15 protein-coding genes and 1 pseudogene are annotated in these 20,326 nt (G+C 61.0%); 11 read left to right on the top strand and 5 right to left on the bottom strand.

What is annotated here, in order from left to right; genetic code table 11:
* Positions 1 to 172 precede the first annotated feature (172 nt).
* On the bottom strand, positions 173 to 1,576 hold the full coding sequence (locus NPS56_RS24860; RefSeq protein ID WP_274077095.1) for an MATE family efflux transporter: 1,404 nt from the start codon (positions 1,574 to 1,576) through the stop codon (positions 173 to 175).
* Positions 1,577 to 1,836: 260 nt separating this feature from the next.
* Between NPS56_RS24860 and pdxB the strand changes: the two genes are divergently transcribed.
* Complete coding sequence (gene pdxB / locus NPS56_RS24855; RefSeq protein WP_274077094.1) at positions 1,837 to 2,979, top strand: 4-phosphoerythronate dehydrogenase PdxB; 1,143 nt, start codon at positions 1,837 to 1,839, stop codon at positions 2,977 to 2,979.
* Positions 2,980 to 3,038: 59 nt separating this feature from the next.
* Here the strand turns inward: pdxB and NPS56_RS24850 are convergent, their stop codons facing one another.
* Entirely contained in the window at positions 3,039 to 3,218 is a 180-nt protein-coding gene (locus NPS56_RS24850; RefSeq protein ID WP_274077093.1) for a PA1571 family protein, read from the bottom strand.
* 259 nt (positions 3,219 to 3,477) lie between these two features.
* On the opposite strand from NPS56_RS24850, the gene NPS56_RS24845 reads away from it, so the two are divergent.
* Positions 3,478 to 5,244, top strand: a complete 1,767-nt coding sequence (locus tag NPS56_RS24845) for an ABC transporter transmembrane domain-containing protein (protein ID WP_406592830.1) — start codon at positions 3,478 to 3,480, stop codon at positions 5,242 to 5,244.
* A 164-nt stretch (positions 5,245 to 5,408) separates the two neighbouring features.
* A pseudogene (locus NPS56_RS24840) lies at positions 5,409 to 5,867 on the top strand (REP-associated tyrosine transposase).
* Positions 5,868 to 5,976: 109 nt separating this feature from the next.
* On the opposite strand, the gene NPS56_RS24835 reads toward NPS56_RS24840, so the two are convergent.
* On the bottom strand, positions 5,977 to 7,905 hold the full coding sequence (locus NPS56_RS24835) for a transglycosylase SLT domain-containing protein (protein ID WP_274077091.1): 1,929 nt from the start codon (positions 7,903 to 7,905) through the stop codon (positions 5,977 to 5,979).
* A 213-nt stretch (positions 7,906 to 8,118) separates the two neighbouring features.
* On the opposite strand from NPS56_RS24835, the gene NPS56_RS24830 reads away from it, so the two are divergent.
* Complete coding sequence (locus tag NPS56_RS24830; protein WP_274077090.1) at positions 8,119 to 10,038, top strand: ATP-binding cassette domain-containing protein; 1,920 nt, start codon at positions 8,119 to 8,121, stop codon at positions 10,036 to 10,038.
* 148 nt (positions 10,039 to 10,186) lie between these two features.
* Here the strand turns inward: NPS56_RS24830 and NPS56_RS24825 are convergent, their stop codons facing one another.
* On the bottom strand, positions 10,187 to 10,627 hold the full coding sequence (locus tag NPS56_RS24825) for a universal stress protein (RefSeq protein WP_274077089.1): 441 nt from the start codon (positions 10,625 to 10,627) through the stop codon (positions 10,187 to 10,189).
* 104 nt (positions 10,628 to 10,731) lie between these two features.
* Between NPS56_RS24825 and NPS56_RS24820 the strand changes: the two genes are divergently transcribed.
* The 7 genes from NPS56_RS24820 (at position 10,732) to NPS56_RS24790 (ending at position 19,764) form a co-directional block, all read left to right on the top strand.
* Complete coding sequence (locus NPS56_RS24820; protein WP_274077088.1) at positions 10,732 to 11,169, top strand: hypothetical protein; 438 nt, start codon at positions 10,732 to 10,734, stop codon at positions 11,167 to 11,169.
* A gap of 613 nt (positions 11,170 to 11,782) precedes the next feature.
* Positions 11,783 to 13,930, top strand: a complete 2,148-nt coding sequence (gene fadB / locus NPS56_RS24815) for a fatty acid oxidation complex subunit alpha FadB (RefSeq protein WP_274077087.1) — start codon at positions 11,783 to 11,785, stop codon at positions 13,928 to 13,930.
* A gap of 29 nt (positions 13,931 to 13,959) precedes the next feature.
* Positions 13,960 to 15,135 carry an acetyl-CoA C-acyltransferase FadA gene (gene fadA, locus NPS56_RS24810; RefSeq protein ID WP_274077086.1) on the top strand — a complete coding sequence of 392 codons (1,176 nt, stop codon included), beginning with the start codon at positions 13,960 to 13,962 and terminating at the stop codon, positions 15,133 to 15,135.
* A 99-nt stretch (positions 15,136 to 15,234) separates the two neighbouring features.
* The gene (locus NPS56_RS24805) at positions 15,235 to 15,471 is read left to right on the top strand and encodes a DUF1653 domain-containing protein (RefSeq protein WP_046819512.1); all 237 of its coding nucleotides are present in this window, start codon (positions 15,235 to 15,237) and stop codon (positions 15,469 to 15,471) included.
* Between the two features lie 114 nt (positions 15,472 to 15,585).
* On the top strand, positions 15,586 to 18,213 hold the full coding sequence (gene topA, locus NPS56_RS24800; RefSeq protein WP_274077085.1) for a type I DNA topoisomerase: 2,628 nt from the start codon (positions 15,586 to 15,588) through the stop codon (positions 18,211 to 18,213).
* A gap of 649 nt (positions 18,214 to 18,862) precedes the next feature.
* The gene (locus NPS56_RS24795; protein WP_274077084.1) at positions 18,863 to 19,387 is read left to right on the top strand and encodes a DUF6586 family protein; all 525 of its coding nucleotides are present in this window, start codon (positions 18,863 to 18,865) and stop codon (positions 19,385 to 19,387) included.
* A gap of 143 nt (positions 19,388 to 19,530) precedes the next feature.
* Entirely contained in the window at positions 19,531 to 19,764 is a 234-nt protein-coding gene (locus NPS56_RS24790) for a hypothetical protein (RefSeq protein ID WP_274077098.1), read from the top strand.
* A gap of 82 nt (positions 19,765 to 19,846) precedes the next feature.
* Here NPS56_RS24790 and sulA read toward each other — a convergent pair whose 3' ends face one another.
* Positions 19,847 to 20,323, bottom strand: coding sequence for an SOS-induced cell division inhibitor SulA (gene sulA / locus NPS56_RS24785; RefSeq protein ID WP_274077083.1), 477 nt, complete (start codon positions 20,321 to 20,323; stop codon positions 19,847 to 19,849).
* Positions 20,324 to 20,326 lie beyond the last annotated feature (3 nt).

Below are 20,326 nucleotides of genomic sequence, written 5' to 3'. Positions count from 1 at the left end.
GCATCAATGTTGACTGACACACCGCCTTCGCGAGCAAGCTCGCTCCTACAAGGTCATATCCGATTGAGCCACAAAACCTTGTAGGAGCTGGCTTGCCAGCGAAGACGGCCTATCAGCCACCATCAATGTTGACGGACACACCGCCTTCGCGAGCAAGCTCGCTCCTACAAGGTCATTTCAGGCTGATACGAATACGCTTGCGTGCACTGCGCGTCAGGCGGATCGACAGCATCAATGCCGCGCAGCTCAAGCCCACGATCAAACCCTGCCACAGCCCGCTCGGGCCGCTTGGCGTGCCGAACCAGTCGGTCAGGCCGAGGGCATAGCCCACCGGCAGGCCGATGCCCCAGTAGGCGAACAGCGTCAGGATCATCGTCACCCGGGTGTCCTGATAGCCGCGCAACGCACCGGCCGCCGTGACCTGGATCGCATCGGAGAACTGGAACAGCGCCGAATACACGATCAACATCGCCGCCACCCTGATCACCGTCGGGTCCGCCGTGTAGATGGTTGCGATGTGCTCACGCAGCAACAGCATCAAACTCGCCGAAAGACAGGCATACGCCAGCGCCGTGCCCATGCCGACGCCCGCGGCGAAGCGCGCTTCCCGGGGTTGCTCGCGCCCCAGCGCCTGGCCGACGCGCACGGTCACAGCCATGCCCAGGGAGTAGGGGATCATGAACACCAGCGAGCTGAAGTTCAGGGCGATCTGGTGCCCGGCGACCACGGTGGCGCCGAGGCTGCCGATCAGCAGGGCGATCACCGCGAAGATGCTCGACTCGGCGAACACGGCGATGCCGATCGGCAGGCCGATGCCCAGCAGGCGCTTGATCACCGACCATTGCGGCCAGTCGAAACGGCTGAACAGCTGGCTCGATTGATACGCCGGCGCCCAGCGCTCCCAGCCGGCCATGCCCAGGGCCATCACCCACATCACGATCGCCGTGGCCCAGCCGCAACCGACGCCGCCCATGGCCGGCACGCCGAAGTGGCCATAAATGAACACGTAGTTCAGCGGAATGTTCAACGCCAGGCCGCACAGGCCCAGTACCATCGCCGGACGGGTGCGCCCCAGGCCGTCACTGAAGCAGCGCAGCACATGGTAGATAGCGACCGCCGGCAGGCCGCTGGCGATGCCGTGCAGGTACTGCATGCAGGGACCGATCAGTTCGGGATCGACCTTCATCACCCGCAAGACCGGTTCGGCGCCCAGCAGCAGGCCAGTGGCGATCAGGCCCACCACCAGGGCCAGCCACAGCGCCTGGCGCACGATCGGGCCGATCTCGCTGTGGGTGCCGGCACCGAAGCGCTGGGCGACTTTCGGCGTGGTGGCCAGCAACGTGCCGGTCATCAGCAGGAACACCGGCACCCAGATCGAGTTGCCCAGCGCCACCGCCGCCAGGTCACGCGGCCCGACCCGGCCGGCCATCACCGCATCGACGAAGCCCATCGCCGTGGTGGCCAGTTGCGCGATCATGATCGGCAAGGCCAGGCCGAGCAGGTTTTTCAGCTCCAGGCGGACCCGGGCGGGGCGGGAGAGGGAAGGGCTGGTGGTGTGGTCGGTCACGGAGTTCAAGGGCAAAACGTCCAAATATGTTGGCTGCGCGGGTGCGCATTCTACAGATTGACGCAGCGGTCAGGAAAAGACTGTGTTGGGGATTTGTAATCCTGTGCGAGCGAGCTTGCTCGCGATGGAGGTCAACGATGACGAGGGCTGCCTGAATAAACGCGGCGTTCTCAGGTTTTTCGCGAGCAAGCTCGTTCCTACAGGGGCATCGATGCTAGGCGCAACACGTCAACTACGCCTACACTGCCGATCCGCCAAAGGAGCCTGACATGCTGATTGTTGCCGACGAAAATATCCCCCTGCTAGACGCCTTCTTTGAACATTTCGGTGAAATCCGCCGGGTGCCGGGGCGCTCCATCGACCGCGCCACGGTCGAGCAGGCCGATGTGTTGCTGGTGCGCTCGGTCACCCGCGTCGACCGTGCGTTGCTGGAAGGCAGCAAGGTGCGCTTCGTCGGCACCTGCACCATCGGCACCGATCATCTGGACCTGGATTACTTTCAGCAGGCCGGCATCACCTGGTCCAGCGCGCCGGGCTGCAACGCCCGGGGCGTGGTCGACTACGTGCTTGGCAGCCTGCTGACACTGGCTGAAATCGAAGGCGCCGACCTGACTCAACGCACTTACGGTGTTGTGGGGGCTGGTGAGGTGGGTGGACGATTGGTCAAGGTCCTGCAGGGCCTGGGCTGGAAGGTGCTGGTCTGCGATCCGCCACGCCAGGCCGCTGAAGGGGGCGATTACTTCAGCCTTGAGCAGATCATCGAGCAGTGTGATGTGATCAGCCTGCACACACCATTGACCCGGCAGGGCGCCCAGCCGACCTGGCATCTGCTCGATGAAAAACGCCTGAACCAGCTCAAGCCCGGCACCTGGCTGATCAACGCCAGCCGTGGCCCGGTGGTGGACAACCGGGCCTTGCGCCAGGTGCTGCTGCAGCGCGAGGACCTGCAGGCGGTACTCGATGTCTGGGAGGCCGAGCCCGAAGTCGACGTGGCCCTGGCCGAACTCTGCGTGCTGGCCACGCCGCACATTGCCGGCTACAGCCTCGATGGCAAGCAACGCGGCACGGCGCAGATCTATCAGGCGTACTGCGAGTTCCTCGGGCAAGCGCCCCAGGTCAGCCTGACCGACTTGCTGCCAGCCCCGTGGCTGTCGCAGGTGACGTTGAGTGCGGACACCGATTCGGCCTGGGCCCTGGCGATGTTGTGCCGCGGGGTGTACGACCCGCGCCGTGACGATGCGGATTTTCGCCGCAGCCTTGTGGGCAGTGTGAGTGAGCAGCGTGCGGCGTTCGATGGGCTGCGCAAAAACTATCCCTCGCGACGCGAGATCGACGGGTTGCAGGTGCGCATTGATGGGGATGCGCCGGCGTTGCGGCAGATCGTGGCGGCTCTGGGCGCGACGGCTATCTGAAAATCGGGTAATAAAAAACCCGGCCCAAATGGGCCGGGTCAATGAAGACGGTGGCTACATCACTCTTGTTCGGCAGGCTTGACCAATCGCTTCTCCAGTTCGCTGCACGCGTGCTGGATCATGTTTTCAGTGATCGGTACTTCGCGGCCCTGTTCATCGATTATCGAGCACCCCAGAGACTGGTCTGGCTGCGTGCGGATCACTTCAATCTTGTCATCGCTGCGTTGTTGCAAGGACATGGCCTGTCTCCTCATCAGGTTGTGTGCCTAGATTAGAACCATCAGGTGACCAGGCTGTGACAACTCCCTGCGATCGCTCCTGAACGGCATCGCCAGTCGACCAGAAATAGCCCGACATGGCTACCGCAACTTTAGACCAATAGCGTCTAGGCACTAGACTTCACGGTCATAATTAACCTGACTCATTCTGATTCAACAGGTTCCACCCTCGGGTCGGTGTACGCTGATCCTGTCAATTACTGCGTTGTGGATGATGCAAATGCTCACTGTTCGTCACCGTCGTGCGATTCGCCTGGCCAGTCGTTTCATCGCGCCTTATCGCTGGCACGCGCTGGGTGCCCTGTTCGCGCTGGTCGTCACGGCGGGCATTACCTTGTCCATGGGGCAGGGCATTCGCCTGTTGGTGGATCAAGGGTTCATGACCCAGTCGCCGCATCTGCTCAACCAGTCCATCGGCTTGTTCATGCTGCTGGTGATCGGCCTGGCGGTCGGCACCTTCGCCAGGTTTTACCTGGTGTCGTGGATCGGCGAGCGCTGCGTCGCCGACATCCGTCGCCGGGTGTTCAATCATCTGGTCTACTTGCACCCGGGGTTCTACGAGGACAACCGCAGCTCCGAGATCCAGTCGCGGCTGACCGCCGATACCACGCTGCTGCAATCGGTGATCGGCTCTTCCCTGTCGCTGTTCCTGCGCAATTTGCTAATGGTGATCGGCGGGATCGTCCTGCTGTTTGTCACCAATCCCAAGCTCACCAGCATCGTGGTGATTGCCTTGCCGTTGGTGATTGCGCCGATCCTGATTTTCGGCCGGCGGGTGCGCAGCCTGTCGCGCCTGAGCCAGGACCGGATTGCCGATATCGGCAGCTATGTGTCCGAGACCCTGGGCCAGATCAAGACCGTGCAGGCCTACAACCACCAGGCCCAGGACGAGCAGCGTTTCGCCGTCACCGTGGAGGAGGCGTTCGACACGGCGCGCAAGCGCATCTTCCAGCGGGCCTGGCTGATTACCCTGGTGATCGTGCTGGTACTGGGCGCCGTCGGCGTCATGCTCTGGGTCGGCGGCATGGACGTGATTGCCGGGCGGATTTCCGCGGGTGAGCTGGCGGCGTTCGTTTTCTACAGCCTGATCGTCGGCAGTGCGTTTGGCACCTTGAGTGAGGTGATCGGCGAGTTGCAGCGCGCGGCGGGTGCGGCAGAGCGAATTGCCGAGTTGCTGCGGGCGCAGAACATCATCCAGCCACCGACCACGGGCCTGGTGACCTTGCCCGAGCGGGTGCGGGGCGACCTGGTGTTGCAGGATGTGCGCTTTTGCTACCCCTCACGCCCCGAAAGCTACGCCGTCGATGGCCTGAGCCTGAGCATCCAGGCCGGGGAGACCCTGGCGTTGGTCGGGCCGTCCGGGGCTGGCAAATCGACGGTGTATGACCTGCTGCTGCGCTTTTACGACCCCGGCGAAGGGCGCATCCTGCTCGATGGCGTGCCCCTGACCCAGCTCGATCCACTGGACCTGCGGCGTTGCTTCGCCCTGGTTTCGCAAACCCCGGCGCTGTTTTACGGCAGCATCGAAGACAACCTGCGCTACGGCAACCCGACCGCGACTTCGGAGGAGGTTCGAGAAGCGGCCAAAATCGCCTACGCCCACGACTTCATCGAAGCCATGCCCAACGGCTACCAGACCCACCTGGGCGACGGCGGCCTGGGCTTGTCCGGCGGCCAGCGCCAGCGCCTGGCCATCGCCCGCGCGCTGCTGGTGGATGCACCCATCCTGCTCCTGGACGAAGCCACCAGCGCCCTCGACGCCCAAAGCGAACACCTGATCCAGCAGGCATTACCGAGCCTGATGAAAAACCGCACCACCCTGGTCATCGCCCACCGCCTGGCCACGGTAAAAAACGCCGATCGTATTGCGGTGATGGATCAAGGGAAACTGGTGGCGGTGGGAACGCACCAGTCGTTGATTGCGAACAATGCGTTGTATGCGCGGCTGGCGGCGTTGCAGTTCAGTGATGGACATGAGGCTGCGTGAATCGCCGCTGCTGAATTATGCAAGGCGGCATTCAGTGAGCTGGCGACCGACCTAGTAACCGACCAAGTAACGGCGCTCTGAAATATGCAGAAATCGCGCAGATCAGCGGCCTCACATCAGTGGGCTAACCTTGCGGAATCTGCATATTCAGGGAGGGCAACGGAATGCCCATCGCCGCAAAAGGGTGTCGCCTGCGCAAGTCCAGATTTTCTGAACAGGGTCGCCTCTATCTGCTGACGGCGGTCACTCATCAGCGCCAGCCGGTGTTCGCTGACTGGCGCTTGGGTCGTTTGTTGGTGGATCAACTGCGCTGCGCTGATGAAAGCTCGGCGATTACTTCCATGGCCTGGGTCGTGATGCCGGATCATCTGCATTGGCTGATTGAATTGAAACACGGGACGCTGGCGGAGTTGATGTGTCGCATCAAGTCCAGAAGCAGTCGTTCGGTCAATATGGTGCGCGGTGAGCAGCAGCGATTGTGGCAGCGGGGGTATTAAGATCGAGCGTTACGGCGTGATGAGGATATCAAGGGGGCGGCGAGGTATATCGTCATGAATCCGTTGCGGGCGGGATTGGTTTCCAGGGATGGCGATTATCCCTTGTGGGATGCCATCTGGATTTGAGGATCACATTCAAAAGATCGCAGCCTGCGGCAGCTCCTACAGTGGGGCGGGTGTACACCCTGTAGGAGCTGCCGCAGGCTGCGATCTTTTGATCTTGTATCAACGGATCTCACTGATCGTCGAAATACCGCTCATGCCAATCCACCAGCGGTTGCGGTGAGTTGAGTTTCTGGCCGTAGATCACCGAATACGACAGCACGTTCTGCACGTACTGGCGGGTTTCGTCGAATGGGATGCTTTCCACCCAGACGTCGAAGCTCAGGTGATCAGCGCCGCGCAGCCACTGGCGCACGCGGCCCGGGCCGGCGTTGTAGGCGGCGGAGGCGAGGACGCGGTTGCCGTTGAACTGGCTGTGGACCTGGCTCAGGTAGGCCGCGCCGAGCTGGATGTTCTTGTCCGGGTTGAACACTTGCTGCGGCGAGGCCAGCGGAATGCTGAACTTGCGTGCGGTTTCCTTGGCCGTTCCCGGCATCAATTGCATCAGGCCGCTGGCACCGACACTGGAGCGGGCGTCGTCCATGAAGGCGCTTTCCTGGCGGGTGATGGCAAATACCCAGCTGGGATGCAGGCCGCGGATCTTCGCTTCGCGGACCAGGGTTTCGCGGTGGGCCATCGGGAAGCGAATGTCCAGGTCGTCCCAGTACTGCGCCTGGCTGATGGTGCGAATCGCCGGGAAATACCATTTCAGGTCGTAGGCCAGTTTCGCCTGGGCGACCATTTCGTCGCGACTGAAGTGACGGCTGACGTGATACCACTCGCGGCGACCGTCGACGATCTGCCCGCGGGCATGGAACTCCAGGGCGCGACGTATGCCGGGGGTGTTGCGCACCTTGTTCATCAGCGCCTGGCTGAACACCAGCGGTTTGTTGTTCAGCGAATAGGGCGACTGTGAACGGTCGGCGGCGAGGAAGCCATAGAAATCGCGCTCGCGCGCCAGGCTCTTGTAGAGGGTTTGCGCTTCGGGGTTCTGCGGTTGCGCCAGTTCCAGGCTGCGGGCCTGCCAGTAGCGCCAGCGGTTGGCGGTGGCCAGGTCCTGGGGCAGGCGGCGCGTCAGCTGGTAGGCATCGTCCCAGCGCGCCAGGCGCAGCAACAGGCGCATGCGCCATTCAGACACCGTGTTGTCGCGCAGCTCCGGGTCGTACTTGGTCATCATGTCCAGCGCGCGGCTGTCGAAGCGTTTCGCGAGGGTCAGGCCGATTTCCCGGGCGATCGCCACTTTTTCGTCGCGGGAGAAGTGCATGCTGCTGGCATAACCGTCGAGCAGGCTCATGGCCCGGTCCGGGTCCTGGCGGGCCAGACGGCGCAGGCCGAGGCTGACCACGTCGGACATCGGTTCGTCGGCCGGGGTGAAGCGCGACGGCGAATTGAGCAGCTCCGGTTTCTGTGCCACATCGATCAGCAGGCGACCACGGGGGGCGAGGGTGGTCAAGCCATTGACCAGGCTGTTGGCCAGTGGGTAGTTGCGCGCCTGGGCGGCGAGCTTGGTGCGTTCCCAGCGCTTCTGCTCGGTGAGCTGGCCTTCGGCGGCCCACATGCCGAACAGCGCGTCACACGCCGCCGGTTGCGTCTTGCCGGTCAGCCAGAGTTTGTTGGCGTTGGCGTAGCCTTCGGTCTTCTGGTTGTGGCTGATCTGGTACTGCGCGTTCAGGCAGTCCAGTTCGGTGAAATTCATCTTGGGGTCGTAATATTTGACGAACGTCGCCCAATCGCCGCGCTCGGCCAGCCAGCGCAACCAGCGCAGCTTCATCCAGTTGGCCTGGGGCAGGTCACCGTGCTCGGCGAGGAATTTCTCGATCTCGGCATTGCTCGCGGTCTTCAGGCGCGCGGTCAGCTCGTCGTAGGCCAGGTACGGTTCCAGCGGGTAGTCGGCCAGGGCCTGGCTGTAACGGAAATACGGGCCGGTGTCGCCCTTGGCCAGGGCGCGCTTGGCTTCATCGTAGTACTGGCGTTGGGTGGACAGGTCCACCGCCTGGACGGATTGAACGGCAGCGGCAGAAAGTAGAAAACAGGACAAAAGATTGAAAAGGCGACTGCGCATGAGACGTCCGGACAGAAAAAACATGACAAGTGCTGGCGACGCCCGCACTGAATTATTCGTAGCTTAGCCTTTTGCCAGCAATGGGCGAAAGCTTTGCCGGGCTGTCTGCATCAGTTCGCAACATTTGTGCTGCAGAGTGCTACCAAGGTGAAAATGCCGGCCTGCTAGGGTCCCGTTTCAGGTAGAATGCGCGCCCGGTTTTTGGAGAAGCTCATGACCCTGCTCAAATTCAGCGATGTGTCCCTTGCTTTCGGCGCTATGCCGTTGTTGGACAAGGTGTCCTGGCAGATCGCCCGTGGAGAGCGGGTGTGCATCATCGGCCGCAACGGCACTGGCAAGTCCAGCATGATGAAGCTCGTCAAGGGCGACCAGAAGCCCGATGACGGCTCGGTTTGGCGCGCACCCGGGCTCAAGATTGGCGAATTGCCGCAAGAATTGCCGGTAGCCGACGAGCGGACAGTGTTCGACGTGGTTGCCGAAGGCCTGGACGGTGTCGGCGCGTTGCTCGCCGAGTATCACCACCTGAGCCAGAACTGCGTCACCGATGCCGACCTGGACAAGCTGATGCACGTCCAGCACGACCTCGAAGCCCGCGACGGCTGGCGTTTGCAGACCCTGGTCGACAGCACCCTGAGTCGCCTGCAGTTGCCGGCCGACAAGACCCTCGCCGAATTGTCCGGTGGCTGGCGTCGTCGTGTGCTGCTGGCCCAGGCCCTGGTGTCCGAGCCGGACCTTTTGCTGCTGGACGAACCGACCAACCACCTGGACATCGGTGCCATCGCCTGGCTGGAAGAAGCGCTGAAGGATTTCCAGGGCGCCGTGCTGTTCATCACGCACGACCGTTCTTTCCTGCAGAACCTGGCGACCCGCATCCTCGAACTGGACCGCGGTGGCCTGATCGACTGGAACGGCGATTACGCCAGTTTCCTGGTGCATAAAGAAGCCGAGCTGGCCGCCGAAGCCACCGCCAACGCGCTGTTCGACAAGCGTCTGGCCCAGGAAGAAGTGTGGATTCGCCAGGGCATCAAGGCCCGTCGTACCCGTAACGAAGGTCGCGTCCGCGCCCTCAAGGCCCTGCGCGTCGAGCGCAGCGAGCGTCGTGAGCGCACCGGCAAGGCCAACATCCAGCTGGAAACCGCCGACAAGTCCGGCAAGCAGGTGATGGTGCTCGAGAACGTGAGCTTTGCTCACCCGGGCGGTCCGTTCCTGATCAAGGATTTCTCGATGGTGTTGCAGCGCGGCGACCGCATCGGTCTGCTCGGCGCCAACGGTACCGGCAAGACCACCCTGCTCAAGCTGATGCTCAGTGGCCTGCAGCCCACCAGCGGCAAGGTGGAAGAGGGCACCCGGATCGACGTCGCCTACTTCGACCAGTTGCGCCACCAGTTGGACCTGGAAAAGACCGTGATCGACAACGTCGCCGAAGGTCGCGACTTCATCGATATCGACGGCCAGAGCCGCCACGTGCTGAGCTACCTCGGCGACTTCCTGTTCAGCCCGCAGCGTGCCCGCACGCCGGTCAAGGCGCTGTCCGGTGGCGAGCGTGCCCGTCTGTTGCTGGCCAAGCTGTTCAGCAAGCCGGCGAACCTGCTGGTACTCGATGAACCGACCAACGACCTCGACGTGGAAACCCTCGAGCTGCTCGAAGAGGTCTTGCTGACCTTCAACGGCACCGTGCTGATGGTCAGCCACGACCGGGCATTCCTCGACAACGTGGTGACCAGCACCCTGGTGTTCGAAGGTGAAGGTCTGGTTCGCGAATACGTCGGTGGTTACCAGGACTGGCTGCGCCAGGGTGGTTCACCGCGCCTGCTGGGCGTGACCGAGAGCAAGTCCGGCAAGGCCGACCTGAACTCCGCCGTGGTCAAGGCCGAGCCTGCACCCGTCGCGGCAGCAGCCGAAGCACCGGTCGCGAAGAAGAAGCTCAGCTACAAGCTGCAACGTGAGCTGGAAGCGTTGCCGGGGCAGATCGAAGCCATGGAGCAGCAGATCGCTGCCGTCGAGGCGCAGATGGCCGATGCCGGCTTCTACCTGCGTCCGGCTGCGGAAACCGCTGCGGTGATCGCCCAGCTGGCGCAGTTGCAGGCTGAACTCGACATCATGGTCGAGCGCTGGGCCGAACTGGATGCCTGATTGATCCTGTAACAAAAAAAGCCCGACCTCGGTAATGCGAGTGTCGGGCTTTTTGTAGGAGCTGCCGAAGGCTGCGATCTTTTGATCTTGTTTTTAAACATCAAAGTCAAAAGATCGCAGCCTGCGGCAGCTCCTACACGGGTTTGCTTTAGCTTTTGTTTTGCAGGCGCACTGCCAGCACATCGCAAGGCGCGCCGTGCAGGACGTCGTTGGCGGTGGAGCCCAGCAGCAGTGCCAGGCCATGGCGGCCGTGACTGCCGACCACGATCATGTCGCACCCTTGCTCCTTGGCCAGGTGGTGAATCTCCTGGCGTGGCTGGCCGTAGGTCAGGTGGCTGTATTCCCTGGAGAGCTCAGGGTATTTCAGGATCAAGCGATCGAGACGCTCCTTGGCCTGGTCGAACTGCTGCTGTTGCAGTTGTGACAGGTCCATTGGCACATCGCCACCAAAGGCCATGGCCATTGGCTCGACGATATGCACCAGGGACAATTTCGCCCCATTGCTCACCGACAGCTCGCGAGCACGGTGGATGACAGGGTCGCACTCTTCGGTCAGATCTACAGCGACCAGGATGTGGTTGTAGGGCATGAGGTGCTCCTCCTGAGGATTGCAATATTGGTAAGTATGGCTGGTTTCAAGCGCATTGGTTCCAAAGTGACTCAATGCGCTCATCAAGAATCGGGAGTACAGATATGACGGTCTGGATAGTGGTGTCAATCCTGCTGGTGGTGCTCAGTCCACTGGCATGGCTGCGACCCTCGCGCCATCAGAGCGGTCGCATGGCCCTGCGCATGGAGGCGCGACGCATTGGCCTGGCCATGCAGCTGGCGCCACAGGAGTGGCCGCACTGGCTCGCCCAGGAGCCGCCAAACCCCTGTGCGCAGTACCATCGACCACGCCGGGGCAATCAGCCGGCATGCTGGAGCTACTGGCAAAAATCACCGGGGCTGTGGGTCAACCAGTGGCAGGAGCCCTGCGAAGATCCCGCGCTGCTCAATCATTTCGAAAAATTGCCGGCCAATGTCTACAAGGTCGAGGCCGACAAGCAAATGATCACCCTGTATTGGGGCGAGAAGGGCGAGGCCGAGGTCTTGCAGCACATCGACGCCACCCTCAAAGCCCTCGCCTGAACCCCCACCCTTGTAGGAGCTGGCTTGCCAGCGATGGACGTCAACGATGACGTTTGAAACCTGACACCCCGCAGCGTTCTCAGGTCCATCGCGAGCAAGCTCGCTCCTACAAGGGTTTTTTTGCGGGCAATAAAAAGCCCGACAACTTCATCGGGCGGGGGTGGCCAGGCAGGCCGGTAATTCTGAGTGGGCTGATCTTACGCTGGGCATTCGCCAAAAGCGTTCACTTTTTTCGCCAGTCCCGCCAGCGTAGCCCGTTAAACACAGGCTGCCGTGAATTAGGGCGAATTTTCTAATGATTGATCCTATGAATGGTTGTGCATACCTGTGCGTATTGCAGGTGCCGGCAGTACGGATATGACCGCAAAGTCGCATTTCAACCCGCATTTTGGGCGATTGACAATTGTCGGAAATTCCGTGAAGGTGACGTACCCAAATCAAACGGGCGTATGAATTGAGCGTTTGTCCGACAAAACGCTCCTACAGAATCCCGACTATCGCGTTGGCGGGTGTGACGGGTGGATAGGCGTAGCATCGACGATTGACGTCCCTGCCAGCCATCCGCCTGCGTCCGACGTGTACTGTTCAGCTTCCATATCGTGGAGATCAGTTGATGATTTACGAAGGTAAAGCCATCACGGTTAAGGCTCTTGAAAGTGGCATCGTCGAACTGAAGTTCGACCTCAAGGGTGAGTCCGTCAACAAGTTCAACCGTCTAACCCTGAACGAACTGCGTCAGGCCGTAGACGCCATCAAGGCAGATGCGTCGATCAAGGGTGTGATCGTCAGCAGTGGCAAGGACGTGTTCATCGTCGGTGCCGACATCACCGAATTCGTCGACAACTTCAAGCTGCCGGATGCAGAGCTTGTGGCTGGCAACCTCGAAGCCAACAAGATTTTCAGCGATTTCGAAGACCTCAACGTCCCGACTGTCGCCGCGATCAATGGCATCGCGTTGGGCGGCGGTCTGGAAATGTGCCTGGCGGCGGACTACCGCGTCATGTCGACCAAGGCCAAGATCGGTCTGCCGGAAGTCAAGCTGGGCATCTACCCGGGCTTCGGCGGCACCGTGCGCCTGCCGCGCCTGATCGGTACCGACAACGCCATCGAGTGGATTGCCGCCGGCAAGGAAAACCGTCCTGAAGACGCGCTGAAAGTGGGCGCCGTCGATGCCGTGGTTGCTCCTGAGAAGCTGCAGGATGCCGCACTGGAACTGATCAAGCGCGCCATTTCCGGCGAGTTCGACTTCAAGGCCAAGCGCCAGCCGAAGCTTGAAAAGCTCAAGCTGAACGCGATCGAACAAATGATGGCTTTCGAAACCGCCAAGGGTTTCGTGGCCGGCCAGGCTGGCCCGAACTACCCGGCCCCGGTCGAAGCGATCAAGACCATCCAGAAAGCCGCGAACTTCGGTCGTGACAAGGCCCTGGAAATCGAAGCCGCCGGTTTCGTCAAGCTGGCCAAGACCTCGGCAGCACAGAGCCTGATCGGCCTGTTCCTGAACGATCAGGAACTGAAGAAAAAGGCCAAGGCCTACGATGAAATCGCCAAGGACGTGAAGCAGGCCGCTGTACTGGGCGCCGGCATCATGGGTGGCGGTATCGCCTATCAGTCGGCGTCCAAAGGCACGCCGATCCTGATGAAGGACATCAACGAGCACGGTATCGAGCAGGGTCTGGCCGAAGCCGCCAAGCTGCTGGTTGGCCGCGTTGATAAAGGCCGCATGACCGCCGCGAAAATGGCTGAAGTGCTCAACGGCATTCGTCCGACCCTGTCCTACGGTGATTTCGGTCACGTCGACCTGGTGGTTGAAGCTGTCGTCGAGAACCCCAAGGTCAAGCAAGCCGTACTGGCTGAAGTCGAAGACAAGGTCAAGGAGGACACCATCCTGGCGTCCAACACCTCGACCATTTCCATCACCTTGCTGGCCAAGGCCCTCAAGCGTCCGGAAAACTTCGTCGGCATGCACTTCTTCAACCCGGTGCACATGATGCCGCTGGTGGAAGTGATCCGTGGCGAGAAGTCCAGCGAACTGGCGGTTGCCACTACCGTTGCCTACGCCAAGAAAATGGGCAAGAACCCGATCGTGGTCAACGACTGCCCGGGCTTTTTGGTCAACCGTGTGCTGTTCCCGTACTTCGGCGGTTTCGCCAAGCTGGTCAGCGCCGGTGTGGACTTCGTCCGTATCGACAAGGTCATGGAAAAATTCGGCTGGCCAATGGGCCCGGCGTACCTGATGGACGTGGTCGGCATCGACACCGGTCACCACGGTCGCGACGTGATGGCTGAAGGCTTCCCGGACCGCATGAAGGATGACCGTCGCTCGGCCGTGGACGTGCTCTACGAAGCCAAGCGCCTGGGCCAGAAGAACGGCAAGGGCTTCTATGCCTACGAGACCGACAAGCGCGGCAAGCAGAAGAAAGTCGCCGATCCGTCGGTGCTGGAAGTGCTCAAGCCGATCGTCTTCGAACAGCGCGAAGTCACCGACGAAGACATCATCAACTGGATGATGATCCCGCTGTGCCTGGAAACCGTGCGTTGCCTGGAAGACGGCATTGTCGAAACCGCCGCCGAAGCCGACATGGGTCTGGTCTACGGTATCGGTTTCCCTCCATTCCGTGGCGGTGCGCTGCGCTACATCGACTCGATCGGTGTTGCCCAGTTCGTTGCCCTGGCTGACCAGTACGCTGATTTGGGCGCGCTGTACCACCCGACCGCGAAGCTGCGCGAAATGGCCAAGAACGGCCAGAGCTTCTTCGGTTAAGCGCCCCCAACTAGAGTGAGAGTGAACTTATGAGCTTGAATCCTAGAGACGTCGTGATTGTCGACTTCGGTCGTACTCCGATGGGCCGCTCCAAGGGCGGCATGCACCGCAACACCCGCGCCGAAGACATGTCGGCGCACCTGATCAGCAAATTGCTGGAACGCAACGTCAAGGTCGACCCGAGCGAAGTCGAGGACGTGATCTGGGGCTGTGTGAACCAGACCCTGGAGCAGGGCTGGAACATCGCGCGCATGGCGTCGCTGATGACCCAGATCCCGCACACCTCCGCCGGCCAGACCGTCAGCCGCCTGTGTGGCTCGTCGATGAGTGCCCTGCACACCGCCGCGCAAGCGATCATGACCGGCAACGGTGACGTTTTCGTGGTGGGCGGCGTCGAGCATATGGGCCACGTGAGCATGATGCACGGTGTCGATCCGAACCCGCATATGTCGCTGTACGCGGCAAAAGCTTCGGGCATGATGGGCCTGACCGCGGAAATGCTGGGCAAGATGCACGGCATCACTCGCGAACAGCAGGACGCCTTTGGCATGCGCTCCCACCAACTCGCCCACAAGGCGACCGTGGAAGGCAAGTTCAAGGACGAAATCATCCCGATGCAGGGCTACGACGAGAACGGTTTCCTGAAAACCTTCGACTACGACGAAACCATTCGTCCGGAAACCACCCTGGAAAGCCTGGCGGCGTTGAAGCCTGCTTTCAACCCGAAGGGCGGCACCGTGACAGCCGGTACTTCGTCGCAGATCACCGATGGCGCCTCGTGCATGATCGTGATGTCGGCGCAGCGTGCACAGGACCTGGGCATCCAGCCGATGGCGGTGATCCGCTCGATGGCCGTGGCAGGTGTGGATCCGGCGATCATGGGCTATGGTCCAGTACCGGCCACACAGAAAGCACTGAAGCGTGCGGGTCTGAGCATCTCTGACATCGACTACTTCGAGCTCAACGAAGCTTTCGCCGCACAGGCCCTGCCAGTGCTGAAAGATCTGAAAGTGCTCGACAAGATGAATGAGAAGGTTAACCTGCACGGCGGCGCGATCGCCCTGGGCCACCCGTTCGGTTGCTCCGGTGCGCGTATCTCCGGCACTTTGCTCAATGTGATGAAGCAAAATGGCGGCAACCTTGGGGTAGCCACCATGTGCATTGGTCTCGGCCAAGGCATCTCCACCGTCTTCGAACGCGTTTAAACGTTGCGTTGACGGAAGCCGGGGCCCAGTGCCCCGGTTTTTGTTTTTGTGGATTTTTTTATTTTTTTATTTTGAACGGATTTCAGTGAGGGCCGAAGCATGCCGATACAACCTGGGCTCTATCAACATTACAAAGGTCCGCAGTACCGTGTGTTCAGTGTCGCGCGGCATTCGGAAACCGAGGAAGAAGTGGTCTTCTACCAAGCCCTGTATGGCGATTACGGCTTTTGGGTACGCCCCTTGAGCATGTTCCTGGAGTCCGTCGAAGTTGACGGCGAACAGGTGCCACGCTTTGCTTTGGTGCAAGCCGAACCGAGCGTTTTTCCGAAGCCGTAAGGGCAGGGCGCGCAGAACCCTGCGCTTGACCTCACCTTGTAGCCACTATATATAGCGGTGCCGCGTCAGGCGCCAACCGCCTTTCACTTCTAGAATTCAGGAATTTTCTGATCCATGGGCAAATCGCTGGTCATTGTGGAATCCCCGGCTAAGGCCAAGACCATCAACAAGTATTTGGGCAACGAATACGTGGTGAAGTCGAGTATCGGCCATATCCGAGACCTGCCCACCAGCGGTTCGGCTAGCGCCAGCAAAGAGCCAGCCGCCAAGCGCGGCAAGGCTGCTGCGGGTGAAGCGCCGGCCTTGTCGCCGAAAGAGAAGGCGCGCAAGCAGCTGGTCGCTCGCATGGGCGTCGATCCCGATCATGGCTGGAAAGCCAAGTACGAGATCCTTCCGGGCAAGGAAAAGGTCATCGAAGAGCTGCGCCGGCTCGCCAAGGATGCTGACACCATCTATCTCGCAACCGACTTGGATCGCGAGGGGGAAGCCATTGCCTGGCACCTGCGCGAAGCCATCGGTGGTGACGACACCCGCTACAAGCGCGTGGTGTTCAACGAAATCACCAAGAAGGCGATCCAGGAAGCCTTCTCCCAGCCAGGCGAGCTGGACATCGATCGTGTCAACGCCCAGCAGGCGCGTCGTTTCCTCGACCGCGTGGTGGGTTACATGGTCTCGCCCCTGCTGTGGGCCAAGATCGCCCGTGGCCTGTCCGCCGGTCGCGTGCAATCGGTTGCCGTGAAGCTGGTGGTGGAGCGTGAGCGTGAGATCCGCGCGTTCATCCCGGAAGAGTACTGGGAAGTCCACGCCGACCTCGGCACCGCCAAGGGCGCGACCGTGCGTTTCGACGTCGCTCGCGAGAAGGGCGAAGCTTTCAAGCCGCTCAACGAAGCCCAGGCCATGGCCGCGCTGGAGAAGCTCAAGGCTTCCAGCTACAGCATCGTCAAGCGCGAAGACAAACCGACCAGCAGCAAGCCGTCGGCGCCGTTCATCACGTCCACCCTGCAGCAGGCCGCGAGCAACCGCCTGGGCTTTGGCGTGAAGAAGACCATGATGATGGCCCAGCGTTTGTACGAAGCTGGCTACATCACGTACATGCGTACCGACTCGACCAACCTCTCGGTCGATGCCGTGGCGATGGCGCGTACCTATATTGAAGGCGAATTCGGCAAGAAGTACCTGCCGGAAACCCCGAACGTCTACAGCAGCAAGGAAGGCGCACAAGAGGCTCACGAAGCGATTCGTCCCTCCGACGCCAACACTGAGCCAAGCAAGCTGTCGGGCATGGAGCGTGACGCTGAGCGCCTCTACGAGCTGATCTGGCGCCAGTTCCTCGCCTGCCAGATGCTGCCGGCGCAATACCTGTCGACCACGGTCACCGTCGGTGCCGGCGACTTCGAGCTGCGCGCCAAGGGTCGCATCCTCAAGTTCGACGGCTACACCCGCGTGATGCCGCAAATTGCCAAGCCGGGCGACGACGACGTGCTGCCGGACATGGCCCAGGGCGACGCGATGAAGCTGATCAAGCTTGATCCGACCCAGCACTTCACCAAGCCACCGGCGCGTTATTCGGAAGCCAGCCTGGTGAAAGAAATGGAAAAGCGCGGCATCGGTCGTCCTTCGACTTATGCGGCAATCATTTCGACCATCCAGGACCGCGGCTACGTGGCGCTGCACAACCGTCGCTTCTATTCGGAAAAAATGGGCGACATCGTCACCGAGCGCCTGGCCGAAAGCTTCTCCAACCTGATGGACTACGGCTTCACCGCCGGCATGGAAGAGCACCTCGATGACGTGGCCCAGGGCGAACGCGACTGGAAAAACGTGCTCGACGAGTTCTACGGCGACTTCAAGAAGAAACTCGAAGTAGCCGAAAGCCCGGACGGCGGCATGCGGGCCAACCAGCCGGTGATGACCGACATTCCGTGCACCACGTGCGGGCGTCCGATGCAGATCCGTACCGCATCGACCGGTGTGTTCCTCGGTTGCTCCGGTTACAGCCTGCCTCCGAAAGAACGCTGCAAGGCGACCGTCAACCTGGTGCCGGGCGATGAAATCGCCGCGGACGACGAGGGTGAATCGGAATCCCTGGTACTGCGTGGCAAGCACCGCTGCCCGATCTGCAGCACGGCGATGGACGCCTACCTGCTGGACGAGAAGCGCAAGCTGCACATCTGCGGCAACAACCCGGATTGCGCCGGCTACGAAATCGAAGAGGGCACCTATCGCATCAAGGGCTATGAAGGTCCGAGCCTGGAATGCGACAAGTGCGGCAGCGAGATGCAGCTCAAGACCGGCCGTTTCGGCAAGTTCTTCGGTTGCACCAACCCGACCTGCAAGAATACCCGCAAACTGCTGAAAAGCGGTGATGCGGCGCCGCCGAAGATGGACCCGGTGAAGATGCCTGAGCTGAAATGCGAAAAGGTCAACGACACCTACATCCTGCGCGACGGTGCCTCGGGCCTGTTCCTGGCCGCCAGCCAGTTCCCGAAAAACCGCGAGACCCGTGCGCCGCTGGTGATCGAGATTTTGCCGCACAAGGATGAGATCGATCCGAAGTACCACTTCCTTTGCGAAGCGCCGAAGAAAGATCCGGATGGCCTGCCTGCCGTGATCCGCTACAGCCGCAAGACCAAGGAGCAGTACGTGCAGACCGAAGTCGACGGCAAGCCGACTGGCTGGAAAGCGTTCTACGACGGTGGCAAGTGGAAGGTCGAGGACAAGCGACCGGCTGCGAAGGCGTAAAAGCCGCCACACTGAAAAAGCCGCATGACAACCTTCGGGTTTTCATGCGGCTTTTTTGTTTGTGCAGGGTGCCTGCTCTCCGGCGCAGGGCCTTACACCCGACCGATCTCCCACGGTTATACCCAATCCACTGTAGGAGCTGGCTTGTCGGGTCGCCGCATCGCAGCGAAGGCGGCCATATAGCCGACCAATCACTTGCGGCTGTACCCGATCCACTGTGGGAGCCGGCCTGCCGGCGATGGCGTCCTGACAGGCGATCTATTATTTGTTGACCGAGTACATATCCATTCCTGCGGTAACGGCCACCTATGGTTCCGCTCCTACAGGGCCCACTGCGCAGAACCTCCACTCGGCCTCTCGATGTGGCAAGAAAATCAAAAGCCAGATCAAAAGCCAAAGCCAAAGCGAGGCGGCCTACCGGCCGGCCTGATCGGGAGCCGTACGCATTTACCTGTAGGAGCCGGCTTGCTGCGGGCGGCGTTCCGACGATGGCGTCGGCAAGTCGGAACGCAGCACCGCTTGCTCCTACGGGGAGATTTATTGGGCCGGTATCTGCTTCAGGATTAGACAATGCTTGCGGCAAAGGGAGTTGATCCACGACACTGTCTGACCTGCGTGAAGCAATTATTTCGTTGTGGAGGCTGCCGTCATGGCCCACGAGCTCTATACCCGTACCAACCAGAAGATTTATTTCGCCGGCTTGTCGCTGGAAGCGCTCGCCAAGGCCGAAGAGGGGCGGGCGATGAATTCCCTGGCGCTGATTCAGGCGGGGCGAGAATCGGCGTTATTTCACCTGTATGGTGCCTTGCTGGGGTTGTGTCACGAGATTGCCGGCTTCTATCGTTTGCCCCAAGCCAATGCCTCCCGGGCCGAATCCTTGCTGACTCGTGAAGTACTGGAAAGCATCGCAATTCCGGAAATGGCCGAGATGGTCGAGCTGGCCAACAACCCGGAAACCTGGCTGGCCAAACTGTTGGCTGCCCATGCCGCGTTGTTTCAGCCGCCACGGGCGCCGCACAAGCCCAAGGGTGATGTGACGCAGCCGTTGATCCTGGCAGTAAACCTGGATGAAGAAGAGGCACCTCAGGAGCTGGGCCGTGAGGAGCTTGAGAGTTGGCGGCAGAACTTGAAAAGCCTGGCCGTCCGTTTTCGCGAAGGCTTGAACGAGTGCTGAGGGAGTGAAGGGTGCAGCGAACGACCCGCAGGGTTGTTTGCTCTGCCCCCTAAGCTGATTTCGCGATGGCATCTGGTCAAGATCCCGAGCGAAGCCTGGCCGATGCCTATATAATGCCCGCCTTTCGTGGAGAACAGACCTTTATGCCAACGTCCTTTCTAGAAATTGTCGAGTTACCAGACGGCCGAATCGAGCTGCGCAGGGCTGAGGACGAGGGTTCTCTGGTTACTTTGGATTTCTCCGAGGATGCCAAAGCGTTCCTGCAAGGCCAGCACGTAGAAGTCGCCAAGGCGATGTTGAGTGTCGGCGTACAAATGGCAGGGCGCCTGGTTGAAGGCGATTTTGAAAAGGAAGAGGGGCCGCGGGTCCTTCATTGACCCCGCCCGTCGGTTTTTACCGACACTGTCTCCCATTGGCTTCTCCGTCCTTGTAGAAGCCCCGCACCTTCACTGTGCGCCGTTACCCCAGACGAATATTCAGGCTTTGAGCGTCCCCGATCCGGGCGGCGCTGATCAGCTGTTGCCGAGAGTTTGCGTTCAACGGGTTGAGCCAGCTGACCACCGTGTGGCTGCGGCCGAGGCGAAGTGCCTCACAAGTCAGTTGCTGGGCGCTCTGGGTGCCCCGGGGTTGCAGCAGCAGGATGCGCTCGCGATTGAGGCCGGCGTCCCGCAACCAGGCCTGGGTCAGACTGGCAGGCGGGGCGATCAGGGTCAGCCAGCGGGCATCCTGGTCCTGGCTGAGCTCGCGCAGGATCGGCGCCAGAAGGTTCAGGCAATTCCCGGCTGCACCACGCAGAGACAACTCACTGAAGACCTCGGGCTCGGCGCTCCAGGGCGACTCGACCACTTCCTTCAGGATCGGCGCCAATGGCTGTGCCATGAACGCCTCGAACAGTAGCGGCAGTTGGGCTTGCTGTGGTGTCTGTGGGAACTGCATAAA

Source organism: Pseudomonas putida (genome assembly GCF_028682635.1).
Lineage (GTDB): Bacteria > Pseudomonadota > Gammaproteobacteria > Pseudomonadales > Pseudomonadaceae > Aquipseudomonas > Aquipseudomonas putida_AE.
The sequence above is the reverse complement of the archived record's forward strand: the minus strand, read 5'-3'. Positions and strand labels throughout refer to the sequence as shown.